The sequence below is a fragment of the Streptomyces goshikiensis genome, assembly GCF_014650555.1.
Classification (GTDB): domain Bacteria; phylum Actinomycetota; class Actinomycetes; order Streptomycetales; family Streptomycetaceae; genus Streptomyces; species Streptomyces goshikiensis.
This window is the reverse complement of the sequence record NZ_BMVE01000009.1, coordinates 85,406-107,014: the sequence shown is the minus strand read 5'-3', so window position 1 is coordinate 107,014 and position 21,609 is coordinate 85,406. Positions and strand designations below refer to the sequence as shown.

Below are 21,609 nucleotides of genomic sequence, written 5' to 3'. Positions count from 1 at the left end.
ATGAACCTGGTGGCGCCGCCCGGTGTCGAGCAGCTGCGCGAGTACCTCGGCCGCAGTCTGTTCAGCCGTGTCGCCGGGCCCGCGGGGCCGGAGAACCGCGACCGCATCCACTACGCGCCCGGCCCCCGCTGGTTCGGTCCCGACCGCCCGATCCGCCGGGTGCACGGGGACGCGTCGATGTTCATCGGCGGGCTCAGCGCCCTGCTGCTCCAGTCGCTGCACCCGCTGGCCATGGCCGCCGTGGCCGCCCATTCCGGCTATCGCGGCGATCCCTGGGGCCGGCTCCAGCGCACGAGCACCTTCCTCGCGGTGACCACGTTCGGCCGGGCCGAGGACGCCGAGCGGGCCGTCGCCCGGGTGCGCGCCGTCCACCGCATGGTGTCCGGGGTGACCTCGGGCGGCGAGCCGTACCGGGCCGCCGATCCGCACCTGCTGGGCTGGGTGCACGCGGCCGAGGTCGCCTCGTTCCTCGGGGCCCACCAGAGGTTCGGCGCCGCCCCGCTGGACGGGACGGGCTGTGACGGCTACCTCGCCGACACCGCCCGGATCGCCTCGGCCCTCGGGGCCGAGGCCCCGCCCGCCGACCGGGCGGCCCTCACCGCGCGGCTGTCCGCGTACCGGCCCGAGCTGCGCGCCACCTCGCAGGCGCGCGAGGCCGCGCGCTTCCTGCTGTTCCGGCCGCCGCTGCCGGTGCCCGCCCTCGCCCCGTACGCGGTGCTCGCGGCGAACGCGGTCGCGCTGCTGCCGCCGTGGGCCCGCGAGCTCCTCGGCCTTCCCTGTCCGCCCCTGGTGGAGCGGATGTGCGTACGCCCGGCCGGACACGCTCTGACCGGCGCCATCCGCTGGGCCATGCCCCCGCCGCGGCGCGGCGCCGGAGGCTGAGGGCGCCGCCCGGGTCAGACGGGTGGCCGGCGGCGGTGCTCGCGCCAGCGGGCCCACATCTCGGCCGGGGTGCGCGGCGAGGGCGTGGGCTCGGCGGGCCACTGCTCGGCCGGGGTGAGCGGGAGGACCGGCATGAGGTACGACTGCCCGCCGGTCTCCAGGGTGCACAGGGGTTCACCGCCGGGGATGTCCGCGCGCCCGACGCGCACCGTGAAGCGGCGGGGGACGCCGCCCTCGGTGAACTCGCCCCCCAGTTCCGTCGGCGCGTGCCGGGGCGTCCGGGTGGCGGCCACCACCCTGCCGTCGACCAGCAGCTCGGTGCGGCGCCCGCCCGAGGACCGGACGACGGTGATCGAGTGCCCGTCCTGGTCGAGGTGAAAACGCTGATCGGCCCCAGTGCCCACGGCCGCCTCCTGGTTTCGTACCCCCGCCCACTAATTCTGCGATCAACCAATTCATTTCGCGAGTCCGGCGATTTCCAGTGAATTGGGCCGCCGGTGGGATGGCCTCGGTGACGGGCAATTAACCCCGTTCACACAACGGGGTGTACGAGTACAGTGACCAGGACGGGGAGGCGATCCTCCGTACCGGACATGACTCGTCCGGGCGGCAGATCACCAAGGGGGAAAAGCATGGTTCATCGCTTTCATCGCATTGCCGGAATTGCCGTATTGACCGCCGTCGCCGTGCTGCCGTTGGTGGATCCTGCGCCCGCGGCGGCCGCCGATGCGGTTCCGGTCGCGCGCACCGCGGTGGCGGGCCCGAGCCCGTCGTCCGGGCCCCGGCTGGTGTTCCGTGGGGACGGTCAGCAGCCGGTGGAGCAGGGCGACGAGTTCCGGATCACCGTTCTGGACATGCCCGCCGGCTGGGACGAGGTGTCCGTCGCGTCTCCGGCCCTGGTGGAGCCGGTGCGGCTGGTCCCCAGGGCCGAGGGGGCCACGGACTCCGACCCGGACCGGTACCAGGCAGGCGCCACCGTCCGGATGGACGTGGATCCGGGGACGTACTCGCTGGTGGCCACCAGCCACGGCCGCGTGGTCACCTCCGCCGAGCTGAAGGTCTCGCCGTACGGGCCGGCCCGGATCGGGCGGTTCGGCGTCTGGCAGGAAGAAACGGTTCTGGGGGATCCGGTCCGTCCCGGCAGCCGTGTCAACGTCCTCCTCGGGGACGCGCACCCCCTGCCGGGTGAAGACGTACTGGTGGCCAAGTCCCCCGCGTTCACACGGGACGTGAAGATCCGGAGGGACGGCCCGGAGGATCCGGCGTGCAAGTGTGACGACGGATCCATTCTGTTCACGGGCCACACGACCCTGCGCGACGATCTGCCCGTCGGGACGTATTCCCTCACCGTCGCCAGCCACGACGGCCGCGAGACCCACACCACGCGCATCACCGTGGCCGGTGAGCCCGTCACCCCCTCCCGCTCCTGGGCGCTCTGGGGTGTCCCGGCCGTTCTCGCCGTGCTGTGCGGGGCAGGGATCGCCCTGCGCCTGCGCCGGAAGAACACCGGTCCCGCGTAGCCGGACCATCACCAGCTGTCCTTCCTCCCCGCGTCCAGAGCCGCCGTGGGAGGCCTTCGTCTGCCTTTCGCCGGTCTCGGCGAAAGTGCTCGTCTCCTGACCAGAGAGTCTCTTCCTTGACGCCCAGAACACCTTCCGCGCGCCCTCGGCACGCACGTGCCCGCATGGCCCTCGCCGCCTGCGGGGCCCTGCTCATGGCAGGTGGCGGCACCACCGCGTACGCCGCCGGAACGCCCGCGCCGTCGCCCAGCCCCACGGTGACCGTGCCGATCGGCAGACAGCCGGCCGCCCCGGCGCCCGACGGCTCGCGCGGCCCGTCCGCTCCGGCCGTCAGCGCGCCGTCCCCGTCGGCTCCGCAGCCCCCGTCCGGATCCCCTTCCGCTCTCCCCTCCGGTTCCCCGTCCGCCCTCCCCTCCGGTTCCCCGTCGGGCTCGGCGTCCGGCAGCCCCGAGGCCGTCGTCCCGCCGAACGGCGGGGACGCGGGCTGGTCGGATGCGGACGTGCTCAAGTTCTGGACGCCGGAGCGCATGGCATCCGCCACCGACCCGGGCCGCCCCGCGTCAGGCGCCGCTGCGGAGGGCTCCGCGGCCGCGCGGTCCATGGGGGCGCTCGACATGCCCACGGCCGAGCACTTCCTCGGCGCCAAGTCCGTCGGCACCGTCTTCGTCTACGACACGAAAGACCCCACGACCGGTCAGGCGCACGCCTACTCGTGCTCGGCCAGCGTCGTGGACAGCCCGGGCCACAACCTGATCCTGACCGCCGGTCACTGCAGCGGCGGCAAGGCGGTCTTCGTGCCCTGGTACCGGTCCGAGGCCACTCTGGACAAGCAGACCTACGGGTTCTACAAGATCGACAACAAGGACTGGTACTTCGACCGCCAGTACGAGCACAACACCATGAAGGCCACCTCGGACCTGGACTACGCGTTCGCCAAGGTCTCCCTGTCGCCCAGCGGCAAGAAGGTGCAGGACGTGGTGGGTGCGAACACCCTCGCGCGCACGCCCCGGTTCGACCAGGCCGTGACGATGATCGGCTACCCCAAGGTCAAGCACAATCCGGAGGGTCACCCGGTCCGCTGCCCGGCCCGCACGAACGCGCTGCCGGGCTTCAACCAGATGCGGGTCGAGTGCGCCGGCATGTGGGGCGGGGTCTCCGGCGGTCCCTGGTTCTCGAAGATCAACTGGGAGACGGGAACCGGAGAGATCATCGGAAACGTCGGCGGCTACAACGGCGGCGGCATGGACGTAGGGGAATCGGACCCCCGGTACAACCAGATCACCTACAGCCCCATGCACGGCGACCACTTCCTCAGGCTCTACGCCGACGCCAAGAACGACAAGCACACCGACTACGGCCCCTACCGGCAGCCGCCGCTGCCCTACTCCATGGGCGACGGCGAACTCTGGAAGCACGCCAAGCAGATGACCTCCGGGAACTTCTCCGGCACCGGTCACAGCGATCTGCTCGTCATCTGGACCGACGGCGAAGTCACCCTCTACCCCGGCGACGGCAACGGGGGTTTCGGGTCCGAACGCCGCCTCCTGGCCCCCAACGACACCTGGAAGCCCATCGCCACCATCACCGCCGGTGACTTCGCCGGTTCCAACCAGTTCGACCTCCTGGTCCGCTGGGACGACGGCCGGATGACCCTGCACGCGGACGTCGGCTCCAACGGCCTGGGCATCGGCACCGAGATGGCCGGCTCCGGCTCCATCTGGAGCCACGCCACCCAGATAGCCGCCGGCCGGTTCAACGCCACCACCTACGTCACCGACCTGATGGTGCGCTGGTCGGACGGCGAACTCACCCTCTACACGAACGTCGGTGCCGGAACCCTCGGCCAGGAACACAGGCTCAAGGAACCCAACGACACCTGGAAGGACGCCACCCTGCTGACCGCGGGCCAGTTCTCCGGCAACCAGAAGTGGGACCTCATGGTCCGCTGGTCCACCGGTGAACTCGACAACTACGTCGGCACCACCACCGGCGGCCTCGGCGGCCAGCAGCAGATCCACGGCCCCAACAAGACCTGGACCCACAGCGTCATCATGACCACCGGCCAGTACACCGGCGACGGACTCACCAACGACCTCGTCATCCGCTGGACCGACGGCGAGACGACGATGTACCAGAACACCCGGACGAACAACCTCGGCAGCGAACGGACCCTCGTCCCCGCGGCCTGAGCCACCCGGGGCGTACGGGAGGCGGCAGCGGGCATTTCCGGGCCCCGGCAGATCCGGACGGGGCGGCCCGGCCGGATCTGCCGGGGCGTCAGATCGTATGCGGCGGGCTTCGGGGCTCGGGCGGCACGGCATCTGGTGGGCGCCGGGGCACCGGTCTAGGCTGCGGGGCGACGATCCCCCCGCGGCCGTGCACGTCCGAACTCAATGAGCAACGCTTCGAGGAGCTGACGCATCATGAGCACCACACCACAGGCACGGAACGTCGTTCTGGTCCACGGCGGATTCGTCGACGGGTCCGGCTGGAGGGGGGTCTACGACCTGCTGCGCGCGGACGGATACCGGGTGAGCGTCGTCCAGAACCCGACCCTCTCCCTCGCCGGCGACGTCACGGCGACCCGGCTCGTCCTCGACGCCCAGGACGGGCCGACCGTGCTGGTCGGCCACTCCTACGGCGGCGCGGTGATCTCCGAGGCCGGCAACCACGACAACGTCAGCGCGCTCGTCTACGTCGCCGCCTTCGCGCCCGACAAGGACGAGTCCGTGAACACCCTCATCGCCGACCCGCCGCCCGGCGCGCCCGTTCCGCCGATCGTGGCGACCCCGGACGGATACCTCTTCCTCGACCGGGAGAAGTTCGCCGAGGCGTTCGCCGCGGACCTGCCCGCCGACGACGCCCGCTTCCTGGCCGACTCCCAGGTGCCCTGGGGGCCGGACGCCCTGGCGGGGACCGTCGTCAACCCCGCCTGGCGCGACAAGCCGAGCTTCTACCTGGTCGCCGGTGACGACCGCATGATCCCGCCGCCGGCCCAGCGCGCCATGGCCGAACGGGCCGGGGCCACGGTGGCCGAGACCGCCGCCAGCCACAGCGTGTACGTGTCCAAGCCCGCCGATGTCGCGGCCCTCATCGCCGAGTCCGCCTCGGGAGCCACCTCCTGAGCGGTGACTGACGCACCCGGATCCGCCCGGGCGGATCCGTGGCAAGGAAAGGGCCCCGGCCAGCCGAGGGGGGAGTGGCTGGACGGGGCCGGACCCTGACCGACCGGGGGGGGATGGCAGGTCAGGGCGTATGGGGGATGTGGCCGGGCAGAGCGGTCGACGGTGTGGAGGCCGTGCGCACCGGACAGGTCGGCGCGCACGGCCCAGCCCACTAGAGCCGCTCAGCTCCAGCCGAAGACGCGTATGTCCCGCTACCGCGGATCCACACCTGTGACGCCCCTCACACGGCCCGGCGGGCGCGGCCCGGCGGTGTCAGACGAGGGTGTAGCCGCCGCTGCGCAGGGTGGAGCCCACGTTGCTGCAGTAGGCGTAGGACCACACCCCGCCCGAGCGGACCGGCCCGCTCACGTACTTGTTGTTCTGGCAGATCGCCCAGGCGTAGTAGCTGCCGGTGCCGCCGCACGAGGCCCCGTAGCTGACGTAGTTGCTGTACGTGGAGCAGGCCGCGGGCCCGGCGGGCACGGCGGCGGCGGGCGTGGCCGCCACGGCCGGGACGGCGAGTACGGCGCTCGCGGCGAGGGCCGCCGCGGCAGTCTTGAGACGCATGGTTCCCCCTGGGGACGGTCAGGACGGGTGCGCTGCGCACGCGGTCGCGTGCGGGACCATTCACCCGCATCCGGCTCCGTCCGGTCGAGACCGGTTCAGGACTCCCCCGCCCGCCCCCGAGGGCGGCGGGGAGCGCCCGCACCGGCGCAAGTCACCGGGCGGACGCGCCGCCCCGCGGCCGGTCGCGCTGGGACACCAGCGACGCGGGACCCGCCCCGGGGTGGCCGACACCCGTCCTGATCCGGAAGACAGGGCCTAGCCCAGGCGGCTGACCCGGGCGGTGAAGGAGGGCTCCGCCAGCTCGGTTCCGACCGCGACGGGCACGCTCTTCGCCCCCTCCCCGTCACCGATCGTCAGGACGCCGATCTCGGTTCCCGCCTTCGCGGTGTGCGGGACCTTGGCGGCCCCCGGCCGCAGGGTGAGCTTCAGCCGCTGGCCGGGAACGCCGATCACGTTCAGGTCCTTCGTGGCCACGATCGGCGTGCTGCCGCCGAGGCCGTCGTCCACGCGGCCGACCTGCTGGCCCTTGCGGACCGTCGGAGCCGAGGCGAGCGCCTGCCGTACCGCCTCGATGATCTTCCTGCTGTTGGCCTGTACGAGGATCAGGCTGTTCGCCCCGTTGGGGTCCGGGCCGTCCACGTGCTGGTCCATGAGCGTGCCGAGGATCAGCGGGGTCTCGTCGCCGACCGACTTGTACGCCGCCCACATCAGCGCGCCGCCCGCGGGCGTACTGGACCCGGTCTTGATGCCGCGGATGCTGAGGCCGTTGACGGTGAGCAGGGTGTTGTTGTTGTACAGCGGCGTGGACAGCCCCTTGATCTCGGCGCTCGGCAGCGCCACCACCGCGCGGAACGCCTCCTCCTTCATCACGGCGTCGGCCAGCTTCAGCTGATCGGCGGCCGTGCTGACCGTTGCGGCGTCCAGGCCGCTGGGATCGGTGTACGTGGTGTTCGTCATGCCGAGTTCCCTGGCGGCGGCGTTCATCTTCTCGACGAAGGCGGCCTCGGAGTCGGTACCGCTGTCCCAGCGCGCCAGCAGCCGGGCCACGTTGTTGGCCGACGGGATCATGAGCATCTTCAGCATGTCCTGCTGGCTGAACTTCGTACCGGCGACGAGGCCTTCGACGCGGGACTCGTGCTCCGAGGCGCCGTCCGCCACGGCCTTCGCGTCGATCTCGATCTGGGGGCCGGGGTCGCCGCCTCGCAGCGGGTGGCTCTTGAGGATCACGTAGGCCGTCATCACCTTGGCGACGCTGGCCGTGGGGACGGGCTTCTGCTCGCCGAAGGTGCCGATGTCGCCGGAGCCGGGGACGCGGAGGGCGCCCTGGCCCTTGGCGGGCCACGGTACGGAGAACTGCCCGTCGAGGGTGTACGCCGTATCGGACGCGACGAGCCGCGGCTCGGGCAGCGGGCGCAGCAGCTGCCCGCCGGCGACCGCGCCGGCCAGGGCCAGCAGGATCGGCGTCCAGATCTTCACGCGGCGGACCGCGGTGCGGCGCGGGGTCTCCGGCGGGGCGGGCGTGTTGGTGAGCTCGGCCAGCAGGTCCAGTGCGGGGGGCGCGGGCGCGGGGACCTCGCGGGTGGGCTCGACGACCTGCCCCGTGCCGGGGGCGGGGGCCGGCGGCGGGGTCGGGCGCTGGGGTACGGCTACCGGCCAAGTGGCCTTCTTCGCCGGGGCGTCCAGTTCCTTCAGGGCCACGAGCGTGCTGGTCCGCTCCGCGTCGGCCTCGTCGCCCCGAGCCCATGCCGGCACCCGCCGAGCCTCCCCGCCACCCGCGTCCGCGTCGGGCTTGGGTACGGGCCCGGCTCCGTCGGCGGCCTTCTGCTCGGACTCGGGTGCGGATACGGACTTGGCCCCGCCGGACGGTTCCGCGTCGGGGCGCGCTGCGGCCGCGTCCGCAGCCGCCCGTTCCGCCTCGGGTTCCGCTACGGCGTCGGCGCCCGGCTCCGGGTCCGCGTCAGCAGCCGCGCCTGCGGCCGACCCAGGGTCCGCACCCGGCTCCGGGTCCGTGTCGGCGTCCGACTCAGGGCCCGCGTCGGCGTCCGCGTCCGGCTCCGGGTCCGCGTCCGCGTCCGCAGCCGACCCAGAGTCCGCACCCTCCTCCGGTCCTGTGTCCGCGCCCGACTCGGGGCCCGCATCGGCGTCCGCGTCGGGCTTCGCGCCCGCGTCCGGCTCCGTGCCCGGCTCCGGGTCAAGGCTGGGGCCCGCGTCTGCGCCCGACTCCGTGTCTGCGCCCGGCTCCGTGGCGGCGTCCGACTCGGGTTCCGCGTCCGCGCCCGGCTCCGCACCCGGCTCCGAGTCCGTGTCGGCGCCCGCCTCGGGGCCCGCTTCGGAGACCGCGTCCGCGTCCGGCTCCGGGGCGGACTCGGCGTCCGCTTCGGGGGCCGCGTCCGGCTCCGGGGGCGCCGCGGCGGCCGCGGGGGTGGGCTTCTTGGCTTCGTCGGGGTTGGGGTCCGCGTTGCCGGTGCCGGGATCCGTTGCCGGGATCCCGGTTCCTTCCGGCTCCGGAGTCTCCGGGGTGTCCGGGGAACCGCCCGCCACCGATACCGCCTTCATTCCTGCCCCACCTTGCCGCTCGCTCCCGGCCGGCCACCGCCCCCGCTCGCGCGGTGGGACGGTGGCCGGCCGGATCTTGCCGATATACCGGCTAGATGCACGCCGTGCCCCGTCCGTTCCCGTAACCGGATCCTGTGACCGTCCGGTCATACTTCGGCACCGGAACAGCTGCGGTGTGGTGCGGTGCGGTGCGCCCCTCAGTGGGGCAGTCCGACGGCCCGCTCTCCGCTGCGCCGCTGCTGGATGACGACCGCGACGACCAGGAGCGCGCCCTGGGCCACGTTCTGCCAGAAGGTGTTGATGCCCTCGACGGTGAGGCCGTTCTCCAGCGCTCCCAGCAGGGCCACGGCCAGGAGGGTGCCGCCGATGCCGCCCTTGCCGCCCTTCAGCGCGCAGCCGCCGAGCGCGGCCGCGGTGATGGCCTTGAGTTCCAGGCCCTCGCTGCCCGAGGTGGGCTGGCCGGAGCCGGTGCGGGCGGTGAGCAGGATGCCGGCGACGGCCGCGACGACGCCGATGAGTGCGTAGACGAAGACGAGGTACTTGTTGATGTTGATGCCGGCGAGGCGCGCCGCGGTGTCGTTGCCGCCGATGGCGTACAGGTTGCGGCCGATGTCGGTGTGTTTGAGGAGGAGGTGGACGGTCAGGGCGACGACGGCCAGGATCCACACCATGACCGGGATCCCGGCCAGCTTGCCTCGGCCGAGGAAGATGAAGACGTCGTCGCCCAGGACGAATCCCTGGGCGCGGCCGTCGGACAGCAGCTGGGCGAGGCCCTTGTACGCGGCGAGCCCGGCCAGGGTGGCGATGGTCGGGTTGACCCGGCCGTAGACGATGACCAGGCCGTTGAGGATCCCGATGAGCACGCCGACCCCGATGGCCGCGGCCATGCCGGCCAGGGTGCCGGAGCCGGTGGACGTGAAGACCATGGCGCTGACGACGGAGGCGGCGCCCACTTGCGAGCCGACGGAGATGTCCAGGCCGCCGCAGATGATGACCACGGTCTGGACGACGGCGAGGAGGCCGGTGATGGTCGCGGCTTCCGCGATGACCTGCATGTTCGACAGGCTCAGGTAGTTGTCGTTGAGGATGGCGAACAGGCCGAGGACGACGACGAGGGCTCCGACGAGGCTGATGTTCTGTCCGCCGATCCCGGCGAGGAGTGCGGCGGCGCGCGGGGTGCGGGCGCCGTCCTGGGGCGGCTTCACGGCCGGGGCGGAGGTGCTGGTGACGGTCATGATGCGGCTCCAGGGGCGGCCGCGACGCTGTCGTCGGCCATGGCGAGTGCGAGGATCGCTTCTTCGCTGGCTTCGGCGTGACTCAGTTCTCCGGTGATCCGGCCGCCCTGCATGACCACGACGCGGTCGGCGAGGCCGAGGAGTTCGGGGAGTTCGGAGGAGATCACCACGAGGGCGACGCCCTCCTTGGCGAGGTCGGCGATGATCTGGTAGATCTCCGCCTTGGCACCGACGTCGATCCCGCGCGTCGGCTCGTCGAGGATGAGGACGGCGGGTTTGCGGGCCAGCCACCGGGCGAGAACGACCTTCTGCTGGTTGCCGCCCGAGAGTGTGCGCACCTCGTGTGCGATGGACGGCGTACGCACCCGGAGCCGGTCGGTGTAGTGCTCGGCGAGGGCGCGCTCGGCGGATCCGCGGACGAAGCGGAAGCGGCGCAGGCGGTCCATGACGGCGAGCGAGATGTTGTCCCGGACGGACCGCTGCAGGAACAGGGCCTGGGCCTTGCGTTCTTCGGGGGCGAGCCCCAGGCCGGCCCGGATCGCCTTGCCGGGGCTGCCGCCGGGCAGGGGGGTGCCGTCGAGGGTGACGGTGCCGCTCCGGATGGGCTGGTCCCCGGCGAGGGCGAGGGCGAGTTCGGAGCGCCCGGCGCCGATGAGTCCGGCGAGGCCGACGACTTCGCCGGCGTGTACGCGCAGGCTGATGTCCGTGACCTTGTCCGTGGTGACGTTGCGGACGTCCAGGACGAGCCGGTCGGTGGCCACGTTCTGGCGGACGAACAGCGTGGACAGGTCGCGGCCCACCATGAGGCGGACGAGTGCGCGCTCGTTCGTGTCGCGCGCCTGCTGGACTCCGACCAGGTTGCCGTCGCGCAGTACGGCGATCCGGTCGGCGAGTCGGAAGATCTCCCGCATGCGGTGGGATACGTAGACGATCGCGAGCCCCTGGTCGCGCAGGCCGCGGATGAGGAGGAAGAGTGCTTCCACCTCGTGCTCCGACAGGGAGGAGGTCGGCTCGTCGAAGGCGATCAGCCTGGGGGGCGTGGTGCCGGTGAGGGCGCGCATGATCTCGACGAGCTGCCGCTGGGCGGGGGTCAGCCGGGAGCCGAGGAGGTTGGGGTCGAGCACCCCGGTGAAGCCGAGGCGTTCCAGGTCGGCGGTGATGCGGCGGCGCAGGCCGGCCCGGTCCAGGAACCGGCCCCGAGTGCGGGGCAGGGCGCCTGCGTACACGTTCTCCGCGACGGAGACGTGCGGGATGATCTCGGGTTCCTGGGGGATGATGCGGATGCCCGCGGCCCGGGCACGGGCAGGCGAGGCGAGGTCGGCGGCCGCCCCGCCGATCAGGACGTGGCCCTCGGTGGGCTGGTGGTCGCCGGTGAGGATCTTCAGCAGGGTGGACTTCCCCGCACCGTTCTCGCCCATGAGGGCGGTGACCTGACCGCCGGGGAAGTCCAGCGTGACCCCGCCAAGCGCCTGGACGGTGCCGAAGCGCTTGGTGATGCCGCTGACGCCGACGGAGTCGGAGGGTGGTGCCGTGTCGGGGCGGGGGCCGCGGGGCTCCGGGGCGGCGGCCGGATCGGAGGGTGTGGACATGGACGGATGCACCGGATTCACCTCGGAGGCGGGCGTCGGACGGGTGGTCAGCCGCAGGTGAGGCCGGAGCTCTTCCAGGTGGTGTTGTCGACCATCGTGGTGGGCGCGAAGGCCTCCCGGGGGAAGTCCTTGCCGTTCTTGAGCTTGTCGTACATCGTCTGCACGGCCAGGGCGCCGACGTCCCTGCCGTTGATGAACAGCGCCGCCTTCATTCCGGAGGGCTTGTCCGACTGCCAGTCCTTGCAGGCGAGGTAGGCGCCGAGGCCGACGCCGATGATGCGGTCGGGGCCTATGCCCGCGTTCGAGAGCGCCGTGACGCCGCCCATGACGTTCTCGTCGTTGCAGCCCCACACCACCCAGTTCCTGACTCCGGCGTTGGCGGTGAGGGTCGCCGCGACCTTGTCCTGGGCACCGGTGGGGCTGTTGTCCGTGGGGACGTCGATGCTCTTCACGCCGGGAACGGCGGCGTCGAACGCCTGCTTGGCGGCCTTGACGCGGTCGCCGCAGACGGTGACGTCCTGCTTCCACGCGGAGATGACGCGGGTGTCGGCCGCCGCCCATCCCGCCTTGGTGAACTCGGCGGCGGCGCGCGCGCCGACCTCCTTGCCCATCTGGGCGCCGCTGAAGCCGATCCGCGGGACCAGGTCCGTCGTGCCGCAGGCGGCCGGGTCGGGGCCGGTGGTGCAGATCTGGTCGTCGGAGGTGAGCAGGGCGATCCTGGCGTCCTTGGCGCTCTGGACGACCTGCGGGCCGACGGCCGGGTCCGGGACGACGATGATGATGCCGTTGGCCTTCTGGGCGACCGCCGACTGCACTTCGCTGACGGTCTTGTTGGCGTCGCTGCCCAGGTTCACCATCTTGAGGTCGATCCCCAGCTCGGCGGCCTTCGCCTTGGCGCCGGCCGCCTCCCCCACGAAGTACTCCTGGTCGCCCTGTTTCTGCAGGTAGGTGATCGACACCTTCCCGTCCACCTTGGCGACCGTCCCGTCCCCGGCGGCCTCCTTGCCCGAGGAGCAGGCGGTGCTCAGCCCGAAGGCGAGTACGAGTCCGGTGGCGGCGGCCGCGCTGCGGCGGGACGTCCTGTGCATCTGAGGCTCCTTAGTGCGGACGGCGGCCCGTTGGGTCAGCGCTGCAACCCCGAAATCAATCAGAAACCAACACGTTCCAACGGATTGCTATATGAGACTCCGGGGGCGGGTGTGCGTCAACCCCGCGAACACGGAATGAGAGGAGGAGGATCCGGCCGGGCGCGGGGGGGCGCGCGGGACGCCGGGGTTACGCGGCGCGGGGAGGCCGGGGTTGCGCGGGGCGGCGGGGTTACGCGGGGCGCGGGGCGCCGGGGTTACGCGGCGCGGGGGGCGGCCAGGATCAGCTGGCCCACCGAGTCGCCCAGGACGGTCCGCGCCTGCGCGTCCAGGCCCTCGTCCGAGACGAAGTAGTCGATCTCGGAGAGGGTGATGAACTGACTCAGGCCGACCACGCCCCACTTGGTGTGATCGGCGACGACGGCCACCTGGTGGGCGGAGGCGATCAGCGCGCGGTTGGTCTGCGCCTCCGCCAGGTTGGGCGTGGTCACGCCCGCCCGTTCGGAGACGCCGTGGGCGCCGATGATCAGGAGGTCCACTTGCAGCGAGCGGATCGCCTGGTCCGCCAGCGGGCCGACCAGGGAGGCCGACTTCGTCGGGGTGCCGCCGGTCAGGAGCAGGGTGTGGCCGGTGGAGGGGTGTTCCGCCGCCGTCTTGCGCAGCAGGTCGGCGACGGGCAGGGAGTTGGTCACCACCGTCAGCCCCGGGATCTCCCGGAGCCGGGTGGCAACCGCGTACGAGGTCGTCCCGCCGGAGAGGGCGACGACGCTGCCCGGCTTGACGAGCGCGGCGGCGGCCTCGGCGACCGCCGCCTTGGCCCGCGATTCGAGGGCGGCCTTGGTCTCGAAGGAGGGCTCGTCGCCGGTGGTGACGGCGGAGCTGATGGCGCCGCCGTGCACCTTCGAGAGGGAGCCGGCCCGGGCCAGGACGTCCAGGTCGCGCCGGATGGTCATGTCCGAGACCCCGAGGCGCTCGACGAGTTCGGCCACGCGGACGGCGCCGTCACGGCGCACGATGTCGAGGATCAGGGCCCTGCGCTGGGGAGCCAGGCGCGCCGCTTCCGTCACGATCTCGTCCCCGCTCCTCGAAGCCACGCCACCCCTCACAAACGAACAGTCTACGTCCTCGGCGTGTCGCTTCCCGGGCGGTTCATTCGATGCGCCGCGCGCCCGGAGCCGCGGTGACCGGGATCAGGTGCGGCTCCCGGTACCCGGCGCCCCGGAAGGCCGCGGTGACGGCGGCGCCCATCTGCTCCGCCCGGTCCGCCGCCACGAGGGCGATGACGCAGCCGCCGAACCCGCCCCCGGTGATGCGCGCGCCCAGCGCGCCCGCGGCCACCGCCGAGTCCACCGCGAGATCGGTCTCGGGGCACGAGACCCGGTAGTCGTCGCGCAGCGAGGCGTGTGCGGAGTTGAGGATCGGTCCCAGCTCCGCGACGCGGCCCGCCTTCAGGTGGGCGACCGCCTCGGCGACGCGGGCGTTCTCCGTGACGACGTGCCGTACGAGGGGCCGCAGCCGCGCGGGCAGCATCCGCTCGGCCCGGGGGAGCTGGTCCGGGGACAGGTCGCGCAGGGCGGCCAGGCCGAGGAGGGCGCAGGCCCGCTCGCACCCGGCCCGCAGCGCGGCGTACGCGCCGTCGCCGAGGTCGTGCGTGACCCGGGTGTCGACGATCAGCAGCCGCAGCCCCGCCGCCTCGGGGGCGAAGGGGACGTGCTCGTGGCTCCCGGCGCGGACGTCCAGGTGCAGCGCCGCCCCTGCGGCGCAGCAGGAGGACGCCATCTGGTCCATGACCCCGCACGGGATGCCCGCGAACGCGTTCTCCGCCCGCTGGGCGATCCGGGCGAGAGCGGGCGGGCCCAGACCCAGGCCGTAGAGGTCGTCGTAGGCGCGGGCGACGGCGCACTCCAGCGCGGCGGAGGACGACAGGCCGGCGCCGGTGGGCACGGTGCTGTCGAAGTGGAGGTCGGCTCCGCCGGTCCGGTGCCCTGCCTCGCCCAGCGCCCAGACGACACCGGCCGGGTAGGCGGCCCAGGTGGTGACGGCGCCGGGCGTCAGGTCGGCGACCGCGAGGTCGACGACGGGGCCGCCGGCTTGGGCGCTGTGCAGCCGCAGCCGTCCGTCCGTACGCCGGCGCGCCGCGAGCCGGGTGGTCTGCGCGAGGGCGACGGGCAGGGCGAAGCCGTCGTTGTAGTCCGTGTGTTCGCCGATCAGGTTGACGCGGCCGGGGGCCGCCCAGATGCCCTCGGGACGCCCGCCGTGGACGGCGGCGAAGGCGGTGCGCAGGGCGTCGTTCACGCGCTCTGCCCCCGTGCGGACGCCCGGGCACGGGCGGCCGCCCCGCCGGTGACCGGGTGCCTGCTCATGACGCGACCTCCCGCAGGCGCCGCGCGGCGGCCTCGGGCACCACGTCGTTGACGAAGGAGTCCATGCCGGATTCCACCCCGGCGAGGTGCTTGAGCTTGCCGGCAGCGCGCCGGACGGTGAACAGCTCCAGGTGCAGGGCGAGTTCGCCGCCGCCGGTCTTCGGCGCCTGGTGCCAGGCCGCGATGTACGGGGTCGGGTCGGCCCGCTCCGGCTCCCTTTCGGGGAGGAAGAGCCGGTCGAACCTGCGCAGCAGCTCCAGGTAGAGGCCGGGGAACTCGGCGCGTTCGGCCTCCGTGAGACGGGTGAGGTCGGGGACCCGGCGGTGCGGGTAGAGGTGCACCTCGTACGGCCAGCGCGGCGCGTAGGGGACGAAGGCCGTCCAGTGCTCGCCCGCGAGGACCACCCGGGAGGCCGTGGCGCGGGCCTCGGCCAGCAGGTCCTCGAACAGGTTGCGTCCGGTGGCGGCGCGGTGCGTGGCGGCGGCGCCGGTCATCTTGGCCGTGCGCGGGGGCACGAAGGGGAAGGCGTAGATCTGTCCGTGCGGGTGGGCGAGGGTGACGCCGATCTCGGCGCCGCGGTTCTCGAAGCAGTAGACCTGCTCGATGCCGGGCAGGGACGCGAGCCGCTCCGTACGGTCGGCCCAGGCTTCGAGGACGAGCCGGGCGCGGGCTTCGGTGAGGCCGGCGAAGCTCCGCTCGTGTTCCGGGGTGAAGCACACGACCTCGCAGCGCCCGGCCCGTCCCGCCAGGGAGGGGTAGCGGTTCTCGAAGACGACCACCTCGTAGTCGGCGGCGGGGATCTCGCTGTGGTGTCCGTCGCGGGAGGGGCACAGGGGGCAGAGGTCGGCGGGCGGGTGGTACGCGCGCGCCTGGCGGTGGGAGGCGATCGCCACCCAGTCGCCGGTCGCCCTGTCCAGCCGCAGTTCCGACACGCTCTCGACGGGCTCCAGCGGGCGCCGGTCGAGCGCCTCGCGGTCGGCGGCCGCGTCGAGGTCGTAGTAGACGAGCTCGCGGCCGTCCGCGAGCTTGATGCTGCTTCTCTTCACACCAAGAGAGTAAACACGAACAAACGAAAGTCAACAGAAAGCGAAGGGTGCGGCTCGGAGCCACCGGGTCGTTCGTTTTTGTCCGTCGGTGACAGAACTGAACTCGCGTGCGGTGCGGGGCCGTATGCAGGACGCGGAGGTCCGCGTCCATCTGATCGAGGAGTGCCCATGTCCAGGAAACGGACGATGAGTCTCAAGAAGAAGCTCGTGCTCTCTGTCGTCACGGGAACGCTCGTGACCGGAGGGGTCGCCGCCACGATGGCGACCGGCAATGCGGCGGTCCCGGACGTGGTGTGTCCCGGGTCGACGGTCACGCTGTCGGGTGAGGCGGGGCCGCCCGCGGCGACCAGCGGGACGTTCCCGGTGGGCACGAAGCTGAAGGTGACCAACCTCGACAACGCCCGCTCGACGACGGTCACCGTCAACGGCCCCTCGGGCAGCTGCGCTCTGCTGAACAACGCCGCCTTCGAGAAGGTGCGGGAGCCCGGCAAGAACCTGATCCGGCGCGCCCGCATCGAGCGCGTGGGCGGGGGCAGTGCCGCACCGGCCCGGCCGGGCGCGCCCGGCGGGGCGGCTGGAGGAGCGCCGGTGGGAGCGCCTGCGGGGAAGCCCGCGGGGACGCCCGTACAAGTGCCGCCGGCCACCGGCGCGGTCGTGTGTCCCGGATCGACGGTCACGCTGTCCGGCGAGGCGGGCCCGCCCGCGGCGACCAGCGGGACGTTCCCGGTGGGCACGAAGCTGAAGGTCACCAACCTCGACAACGGGCAGGCGACCACGGTCACCGTCAACGGCCCCTCGGGCAGCTGCGCCCTCCTGAACAACGCCGCCTTCGAGAAGGTGCGGGAGCCCGGCAAGAACCTGATCCGGCGCGCCCGCATCGAACGCGTGGGCTGAGCGACCGGAGCCGGCTTCGGGTCAGCGGAGCCACGGCGGGGAGGACGCCCCTGCCCGCCGTGGCTCCGGGTGGACAGGAGTGGGCAGTGCTGGACAGCCACCGGCCCGGGTGGGCCTGGAGAGTGGACACCGTCCGGCGCGAGTGTGGATGCCGTGGACGCCGCGTCCGCCCGGCACCGTCACGGTGGGGCGGCGCCCGTGTCCGTACCGGTATCCGTATCCGAAGGGGCATCAACCATGACCTCCCGCACGCTCCGCGCCATGACCGTGCTGACCGCCGCCGCGGCCCTGTGCGCCACCGCCTCCACCGCCTACGCCGTCCAGAACACCGACCGGCGCACGCCGAGGATCGTCACCGCCTGGGCACATGCCTGGAACGGCACCGACCCCCAGGCGCTCGGCGGCCTGTTCACCGCCGACGGCACCTACACCGACGAGGCCGTGGCCGTCACCTTCCGCGGCCCCCAGGAGATCGCGGGGTGGAAGGCGCGCGCCGACGCCCTCATCGAAGACGTCCGCGTCACCGTCCGCGCCACCCGTGTCCAGGGAGACCGCATCACCGTCCGGGCCGTCTACTCCGGGCACCTCAAGGGCGCGCCCAAGCCGTTCGCGGTGCCCATGACCACGCTGCTCGACCTCGACGAGAACCACTGCCAGATCGCCTCCGACCGGGACCACTACAGCCTGGCCGCCGTCCTGACCCAGTCCGGCCTGCCCGCCGACTGGACCCCGCCCGCCGCCTGACTGACCCCGGGTCCCGGCCAAGTCCGGTGGCCAGTAGGCTCGTTCCGCAACACGACGCGAAGGGGAGCTTGTGGCGCGGGTTGCGGTGGTCGGTGGGGGTATCAGCGGGCTGGGAGCGGCGCTCATGCTGGGGCGGCGGGGCCACGCGGTCACGTTGTTCGAGCAGGACGCGCGGCAGGCCGGAGAGGACCTGGACGGGGACTTCTTCCACTGGGAACGGCCCCGGATACCGCAGGCCGTCCAGCCCCACTCGTTCCTCGCACCCGTACGCAGCGTGTTGCGCGCCGAAACCCCCGACGTCTACGCGGACTTGCTGGCCCGGGGGGCCCGGGAGTACCACGATTTCGACTGGTTCGGTGAGCACCCGCCGCACCGGGAGGGCGATGAGGAGCTGGTGACCCTGCGCACCCGCCGCATCGTGCTGGAGGCCGCCCTGGCCGCGGCCGTACGGCGGGAGCCCGCCGTCGAGGTGCGCCGGGGCCGCCGGGTGGACGCCCTTGCCGTCCGGGCGGGCCGGCCGGCCCGGGTCACCGGCGTACGGGTGGGCGGGGAAACCTTTCGCGCGGACCTCGTCATCGACGCGGCCGGCCGGCGCTCGCCGGTTCCCGGCTGGCTGGTCGCGGCGGGCTGCCGGCCGCCCGTGGTCGACAGCCACCGGACGGGGCTCGCCTATCTGTGCCGCTGGTACCAGCCGCGCGCCGGCGGCCCGCGCGACCCCGGGCGGGTGCAGACCGGCTCGGCCTCGCCGTTCGCGCTCGCCGGCGTCTTCCCCTCCGACAACGACACCTTCGCGGTGAACCTGGTGCTCTCCACGGGGGATCCGACCCGCGGCGCGCTCACCGACCCCGCCGTGTTCGAGGCCGCGGCCCGCCGGTTCCCCGCCACCGCCGCCTGGCTCGGCCTGGACCCCGAACCGCGCTCGGCCGTCCTCGCGATGGCCGGCCTGGACAACCGCTGGACCGCCCTCGCCGACGACGAGGGCCCCGTCGTCACCGGCCTGGTCAACGCCGGGGACAGCCTCATCCACACCAACCCCACCCTGGGCCACGGCGCGGCCCTCGGCCTGCTCGCCGCCCAGTACCTCGCCGGCCATGCCGACGAGATCGCCGAGGACCCCGCCGGCTACCACGCCTGGGCGGCGGGTGCCCTGCGCCCTTGGTTCGACGCGCAGGTGACCGCCGACCGGGGCAACGAGCAACGCCTCGCCGAGAGCGCACCGCCCCCGGACCGGCAGGCTGCCGCGCGGGCCGCCTGCGCCTTCGACGACCCCGTCGTCATGCGGGCCCGGGCCCACGTACGCCATCTCCTGCGGTCAGCCGACGACGCCTACGGCACCGACGAGGTGGAGCGGCACGTCACCGCCTGGCTGGCGGCCCGCCCGGAGTTCACTCCCCGGCACGACGGTCCGACCCGAGAGGAGTGGGACGCCCTCATCCCGGCCTGAACCCGCTCCCGAGCCCGTTCAGCCGGCTGCGGGCGCGGCCACCTCGACGGCCTCGACGGCCTCGTGGCCTTCGCGGCGCATCCGCTCGGTCCCCCAGGCGCCGAGCGGTCCGAGCGCCTGGTTGAGCGTACGGCCGTGGTCCGTGAGGGAGTACTCCACGCGCGGCGGCACCTCGGCGTGGACCTTGCGGTGGACGAGGCCGTCCGCCTCCATCTCCCGCAGGTGCTGCGTCAGCATCTTCTCGCTCACGCCCACCAGAGCGCGGCGGAGCTGGGCGAAGCGGCGCATGCCGTGAGCATCGAGTTCCCAGAGGATCAGCCCCTTCCACTTGCCGCTCACCACGTCGAGCGCGGCGTCGATGCCGCAGATGTACGGTCCGTTCCTCGGCCCCTTGGCCATCGCTGACCCCCCTTACTGAAAGGTAAGTACCGCAGAAAACAGTGGGTACTTCCGAGACTAGCGGCGCTCTCCGAGCATGGAGGGGTGAACGCACCCCAGACCCCCACCACCAGCCAGAACAGCGCCGTCACCGTGATCGGACTCGGCCCCATGGGCCAGGCGATGACGCGCACGCTCCTCGCCTCCGGTCACCCGGTCACCGTGTGGAACCGCACCGCCGGCCGGGCCGCCGGCGTCGTGGCCGACGGCGCCGTGCTCGCGCCGACGCCCGCCGGGGCGGTCGAGGCGAGCGACCTCGTGATCCTCAGCCTCACCGACTACCGGGCGATGTACGAAGTCCTCGGCGGCGCCACCGGATCGCTCGCGGGGCGGACGCTGGTCAACCTGAGCTCCGACACCCCCGACCGGACGCGCGAGGCGGCGCGCTGGGCGGCGGGCCACGGCGCCGCCTTCCTCACCGGAGGTGTCATGGTCCCCGCCCCGATGGTCGGAACGGAGGCGGCCCACGTCTACTACAGCGGCGGCGGCGGCGAGGCGGCGCGGAGCCACCTGGAGACTCTGGCGCCGCTCGGGACGCCCCGTTACCTGGGGGAGGATCCGGGTCTCGCCCAGCTGATGTACCAGGCGCAACTCGCGGTGTTCCTGACCACCTTGTCCGCGCTGATGCACGCCACCGCGATGCTGGGCACCGCGGGCCTGAAGGCCGGGGAAGCGCTGCCGGAGCTGCTGGCCGGCGCCGACGCGATCGGCGCCATCCTGCGGGCCGGCGAAGAGCACCCCGGCGCCGCGCTCGACGCGGGAGAGCACCCCGGCGACCTCAGCACGGTCACCATGATGGGCGCGACGGCCGATCACATCGTCGAGACCAGCACCTCCCTCGGCCTCGACCTCGCACTCCCCCTGGCCGTCCGGGCCCACTACCGGCGCGCGATCGAGGACGGACACGGCGGCGACAACTGGACCCGCATCATCGACGGCATCCGGGGACCGCGCCGGGCGGACCCGGCTTCGGCCGATCGGGTCATTGCGGCCCCGGCCGGGTAGGCAGTCGCCCCGAGGGGGTACATCGCCTCGGCCACGGGCTGACGCGCGCGGCTCACGCCGAGAGGGAATCACCCATGTGCACGCGGATCTTGTGGAACACCAACGACCGCGCCGTGCTCACCGGCCGGACGATGGACTGGCCGGAATCGACCGAGCCGGTCCTGACCGTCTTCCCCCGGGGGCTCCGGCGCGACGGCGGGATGCTGAAGGGCACCTCCGTCGTCGCCGAGAACCCCCTGCGATGGACGAGCGGACTCGGCAGCATCGTGACGACCGTCTACGGCGCCGGTACGGCCGACGGCCTCAACGAGGCGGGCCTCGGGGCGCACATGCTGTACCTGGACAGCACCGACCTCGGCCCCCGCGACCCCGGCAGGCCGGGCCTCCAGATCGGCCTGTGGATCCAGTTCCTGCTGGACGGCGCCCGCACCGTGACGGAGGCCCTGGAACTGCTCGACACCTGCCAGCTGGTCCCGGTCGAGCTGCACGGCTTCCCGGCCACCGTGCACATCGCCCTGGAGGACGCGTCGGGGGACTCCGCGATCGTCGAGTACCTCGCGGGCGAACGGCGGGTGCACCACGACCGCGGCCACACGATCATGACGAACGCCCCCGCCTACGACGAACAGCTGCGCCTGCTGCGGGAGGAGGTGCGCACCCTGCGGGAGCTCGGCCACGTCAAGCCCGGCAGCGAGGTCCCGCTGCCCGGGAACGTCAACGCGGTCGACCGCTTCCAGCGGGCCGCCTACTTCAGCTCGCTGCTGCCCGAGCCGGCGGACGACCGGCAGGCGGTCGCCGGCATCCTTGCCGTCACGCGCAACGCCTCGGTGCCCTTCGGTGCGCCGTACCGCGAGGGGAGGTTCCGGACCTACAACACCGAGTACCGCACCGTCTGCGACCTCACCAACAAGCGGTACTTCTTCGAACTGTCCACCAGTCCGAACCTCGTGTGGGCCGAGATCGACCGCTTCGACCTGTCGCCCGGCGCCCCCGTGATGACGCTGTCTCCCGAGGGGACCGACCTCGTCGGGGACGTCTCGGACCGGTTCACGCGAGCCCCCGCCCCGTTCTGAGCGG

At 72.9% G+C, this 21,609-nt stretch carries 19 protein-coding genes; 9 read left to right on the top strand and 10 right to left on the bottom strand.

Features of this window, described 5'->3' with window-relative positions:
• On the top strand, positions 1 to 882 hold the full coding sequence (locus IE248_RS24640; RefSeq protein WP_190031696.1) for an oxygenase MpaB family protein: 882 nt from the start codon (positions 1 to 3) through the stop codon (positions 880 to 882).
• A 14-nt stretch (positions 883 to 896) separates the two neighbouring features.
• Here IE248_RS24640 and IE248_RS24635 read toward each other — a convergent pair whose 3' ends face one another.
• Complete coding sequence (locus tag IE248_RS24635) at positions 897 to 1,286, bottom strand: hypothetical protein (protein WP_073797412.1); 390 nt, start codon at positions 1,284 to 1,286, stop codon at positions 897 to 899.
• A 267-nt stretch (positions 1,287 to 1,553) separates the two neighbouring features.
• Here IE248_RS24635 and IE248_RS24630 point away from each other — a divergent pair, with 267 nt between their 5' ends.
• The 3 genes from IE248_RS24630 to IE248_RS24620 all read left to right on the top strand — a co-directional run bounded on the left by IE248_RS24630 (position 1,554) and on the right by IE248_RS24620 (position 5,527).
• Entirely contained in the window at positions 1,554 to 2,402 is an 849-nt protein-coding gene (locus IE248_RS24630; RefSeq protein ID WP_190031695.1) for a cytochrome c-type biogenesis protein, read from the top strand.
• A gap of 164 nt (positions 2,403 to 2,566) precedes the next feature.
• Positions 2,567 to 4,591 carry a trypsin-like serine peptidase gene (locus IE248_RS24625; RefSeq protein ID WP_190031694.1) on the top strand — a complete coding sequence of 675 codons (2,025 nt, stop codon included), beginning with the start codon at positions 2,567 to 2,569 and terminating at the stop codon, positions 4,589 to 4,591.
• 234 nt (positions 4,592 to 4,825) lie between these two features.
• Positions 4,826 to 5,527, top strand: coding sequence for an alpha/beta fold hydrolase (locus IE248_RS24620; RefSeq protein WP_190031693.1), 702 nt, complete (start codon positions 4,826 to 4,828; stop codon positions 5,525 to 5,527).
• Between the two features lie 312 nt (positions 5,528 to 5,839).
• Here the strand turns inward: IE248_RS24620 and IE248_RS24615 are convergent, their stop codons facing one another.
• From IE248_RS24615 to galT, 8 genes are all read right to left on the bottom strand, one after another.
• Entirely contained in the window at positions 5,840 to 6,133 is a 294-nt protein-coding gene (locus IE248_RS24615; RefSeq protein WP_190031692.1) for a hypothetical protein, read from the bottom strand.
• 255 nt (positions 6,134 to 6,388) lie between these two features.
• A complete protein-coding gene (locus IE248_RS37515) occupies positions 6,389 to 8,689 on the bottom strand; it encodes a serine hydrolase (protein ID WP_229895493.1) in 2,301 nt (766 codons plus the stop codon).
• Between the two features lie 197 nt (positions 8,690 to 8,886).
• On the bottom strand, positions 8,887 to 9,924 hold the full coding sequence (locus IE248_RS24605; protein ID WP_190031691.1) for an ABC transporter permease: 1,038 nt from the start codon (positions 9,922 to 9,924) through the stop codon (positions 8,887 to 8,889).
• Positions 9,921 to 11,513 (bottom strand): sugar ABC transporter ATP-binding protein, encoded by a 1,593-nt coding sequence (locus IE248_RS24600; RefSeq protein ID WP_190031690.1) that lies wholly within the window; start codon positions 11,511 to 11,513, stop codon positions 9,921 to 9,923. The genes IE248_RS24605 and IE248_RS24600 overlap by 4 nt, the downstream gene beginning before the upstream one ends.
• Positions 11,514 to 11,560: 47 nt before the next feature.
• A complete protein-coding gene (locus IE248_RS24595; RefSeq protein WP_073794744.1) occupies positions 11,561 to 12,601 on the bottom strand; it encodes a substrate-binding domain-containing protein in 1,041 nt (346 codons plus the stop codon).
• 254 nt (positions 12,602 to 12,855) lie between these two features.
• The gene (locus IE248_RS24590; protein ID WP_190031814.1) at positions 12,856 to 13,668 is read right to left on the bottom strand and encodes a DeoR/GlpR family DNA-binding transcription regulator; all 813 of its coding nucleotides are present in this window, start codon (positions 13,666 to 13,668) and stop codon (positions 12,856 to 12,858) included.
• A gap of 79 nt (positions 13,669 to 13,747) precedes the next feature.
• Positions 13,748 to 14,893, bottom strand: coding sequence for a galactokinase (gene galK, locus IE248_RS24585; RefSeq protein WP_190031689.1), 1,146 nt, complete (start codon positions 14,891 to 14,893; stop codon positions 13,748 to 13,750).
• Between the two features lie 64 nt (positions 14,894 to 14,957).
• Positions 14,958 to 16,007: a galactose-1-phosphate uridylyltransferase gene (gene galT / locus IE248_RS24580; RefSeq protein ID WP_190031688.1), complete on the bottom strand. Its 1,050-nt coding sequence runs from the start codon at positions 16,005 to 16,007 to the stop codon at positions 14,958 to 14,960.
• A 186-nt stretch (positions 16,008 to 16,193) separates the two neighbouring features.
• On the opposite strand from galT, the gene IE248_RS38700 reads away from it, so the two are divergent.
• From IE248_RS38700 to IE248_RS24565, 3 genes are all read left to right on the top strand, one after another.
• Positions 16,194 to 16,901 (top strand): RlpA-like double-psi beta-barrel domain-containing protein, encoded by a 708-nt coding sequence (locus tag IE248_RS38700; RefSeq protein ID WP_229895492.1) that lies wholly within the window; start codon positions 16,194 to 16,196, stop codon positions 16,899 to 16,901.
• A gap of 237 nt (positions 16,902 to 17,138) precedes the next feature.
• Positions 17,139 to 17,645: a nuclear transport factor 2 family protein gene (locus IE248_RS24570; RefSeq protein ID WP_100582171.1), complete on the top strand. Its 507-nt coding sequence runs from the start codon at positions 17,139 to 17,141 to the stop codon at positions 17,643 to 17,645.
• Positions 17,646 to 17,715: 70 nt separating this feature from the next.
• Positions 17,716 to 19,089: an FAD-dependent oxidoreductase gene (locus IE248_RS24565; protein ID WP_190031687.1), complete on the top strand. Its 1,374-nt coding sequence runs from the start codon at positions 17,716 to 17,718 to the stop codon at positions 19,087 to 19,089.
• An 18-nt stretch (positions 19,090 to 19,107) separates the two neighbouring features.
• Here IE248_RS24565 and IE248_RS24560 read toward each other — a convergent pair whose 3' ends face one another.
• Positions 19,108 to 19,488, bottom strand: coding sequence for a winged helix-turn-helix transcriptional regulator (locus tag IE248_RS24560; RefSeq protein ID WP_008741283.1), 381 nt, complete (start codon positions 19,486 to 19,488; stop codon positions 19,108 to 19,110).
• Between the two features lie 84 nt (positions 19,489 to 19,572).
• On the opposite strand from IE248_RS24560, the gene IE248_RS24555 reads away from it, so the two are divergent.
• A complete protein-coding gene (locus tag IE248_RS24555) occupies positions 19,573 to 20,532 on the top strand; it encodes an NAD(P)-dependent oxidoreductase (RefSeq protein ID WP_190031686.1) in 960 nt (319 codons plus the stop codon).
• A 74-nt stretch (positions 20,533 to 20,606) separates the two neighbouring features.
• The gene (locus tag IE248_RS24550; protein WP_100582174.1) at positions 20,607 to 21,605 is read left to right on the top strand and encodes a linear amide C-N hydrolase; all 999 of its coding nucleotides are present in this window, start codon (positions 20,607 to 20,609) and stop codon (positions 21,603 to 21,605) included.
• The last annotated feature ends 4 nt before the right edge of the window (positions 21,606 to 21,609 follow it).

Excerpts from the sequence above, each read along its gene's own strand:
- IE248_RS24595 (WP_073794744.1), bottom strand. The coding sequence starts at position 12,601 with ATGCACAGGACGTCCCGCCGCAGCGCGGCCGCCGCCACCGGACTCGTA.
- IE248_RS24625 (WP_190031694.1), top strand. The coding sequence starts at position 2,567 with ATGGCCCTCGCCGCCTGCGGGGCCCTGCTCATGGCAGGTGGCGGCACC.
- IE248_RS24605 (WP_190031691.1), bottom strand. The coding sequence starts at position 9,924 with ATGACCGTCACCAGCACCTCCGCCCCGGCCGTGAAGCCGCCCCAGGAC.
- IE248_RS24615 (WP_190031692.1), bottom strand. The coding sequence starts at position 6,133 with ATGCGTCTCAAGACTGCCGCGGCGGCCCTCGCCGCGAGCGCCGTACTC.
- IE248_RS24600 (WP_190031690.1), bottom strand. The coding sequence starts at position 11,513 with ATGTCCACACCCTCCGATCCGGCCGCCGCCCCGGAGCCCCGCGGCCCC.
- IE248_RS24570 (WP_100582171.1), top strand. The coding sequence starts at position 17,139 with ATGACCTCCCGCACGCTCCGCGCCATGACCGTGCTGACCGCCGCCGCG.
- IE248_RS24560 (WP_008741283.1), bottom strand. The coding sequence starts at position 19,488 with ATGGCCAAGGGGCCGAGGAACGGACCGTACATCTGCGGCATCGACGCC.
- IE248_RS24550 (WP_100582174.1), top strand. The coding sequence starts at position 20,607 with ATGTGCACGCGGATCTTGTGGAACACCAACGACCGCGCCGTGCTCACC.
- IE248_RS24640 (WP_190031696.1), top strand. The coding sequence starts at position 1 with ATGAACCTGGTGGCGCCGCCCGGTGTCGAGCAGCTGCGCGAGTACCTC.
- IE248_RS37515 (WP_229895493.1), bottom strand. The coding sequence starts at position 8,689 with ATGAAGGCGGTATCGGTGGCGGGCGGTTCCCCGGACACCCCGGAGACT.
- IE248_RS38700 (WP_229895492.1), top strand. The coding sequence starts at position 16,194 with ATGAGTCTCAAGAAGAAGCTCGTGCTCTCTGTCGTCACGGGAACGCTC.
- IE248_RS24620 (WP_190031693.1), top strand. The coding sequence starts at position 4,826 with ATGAGCACCACACCACAGGCACGGAACGTCGTTCTGGTCCACGGCGGA.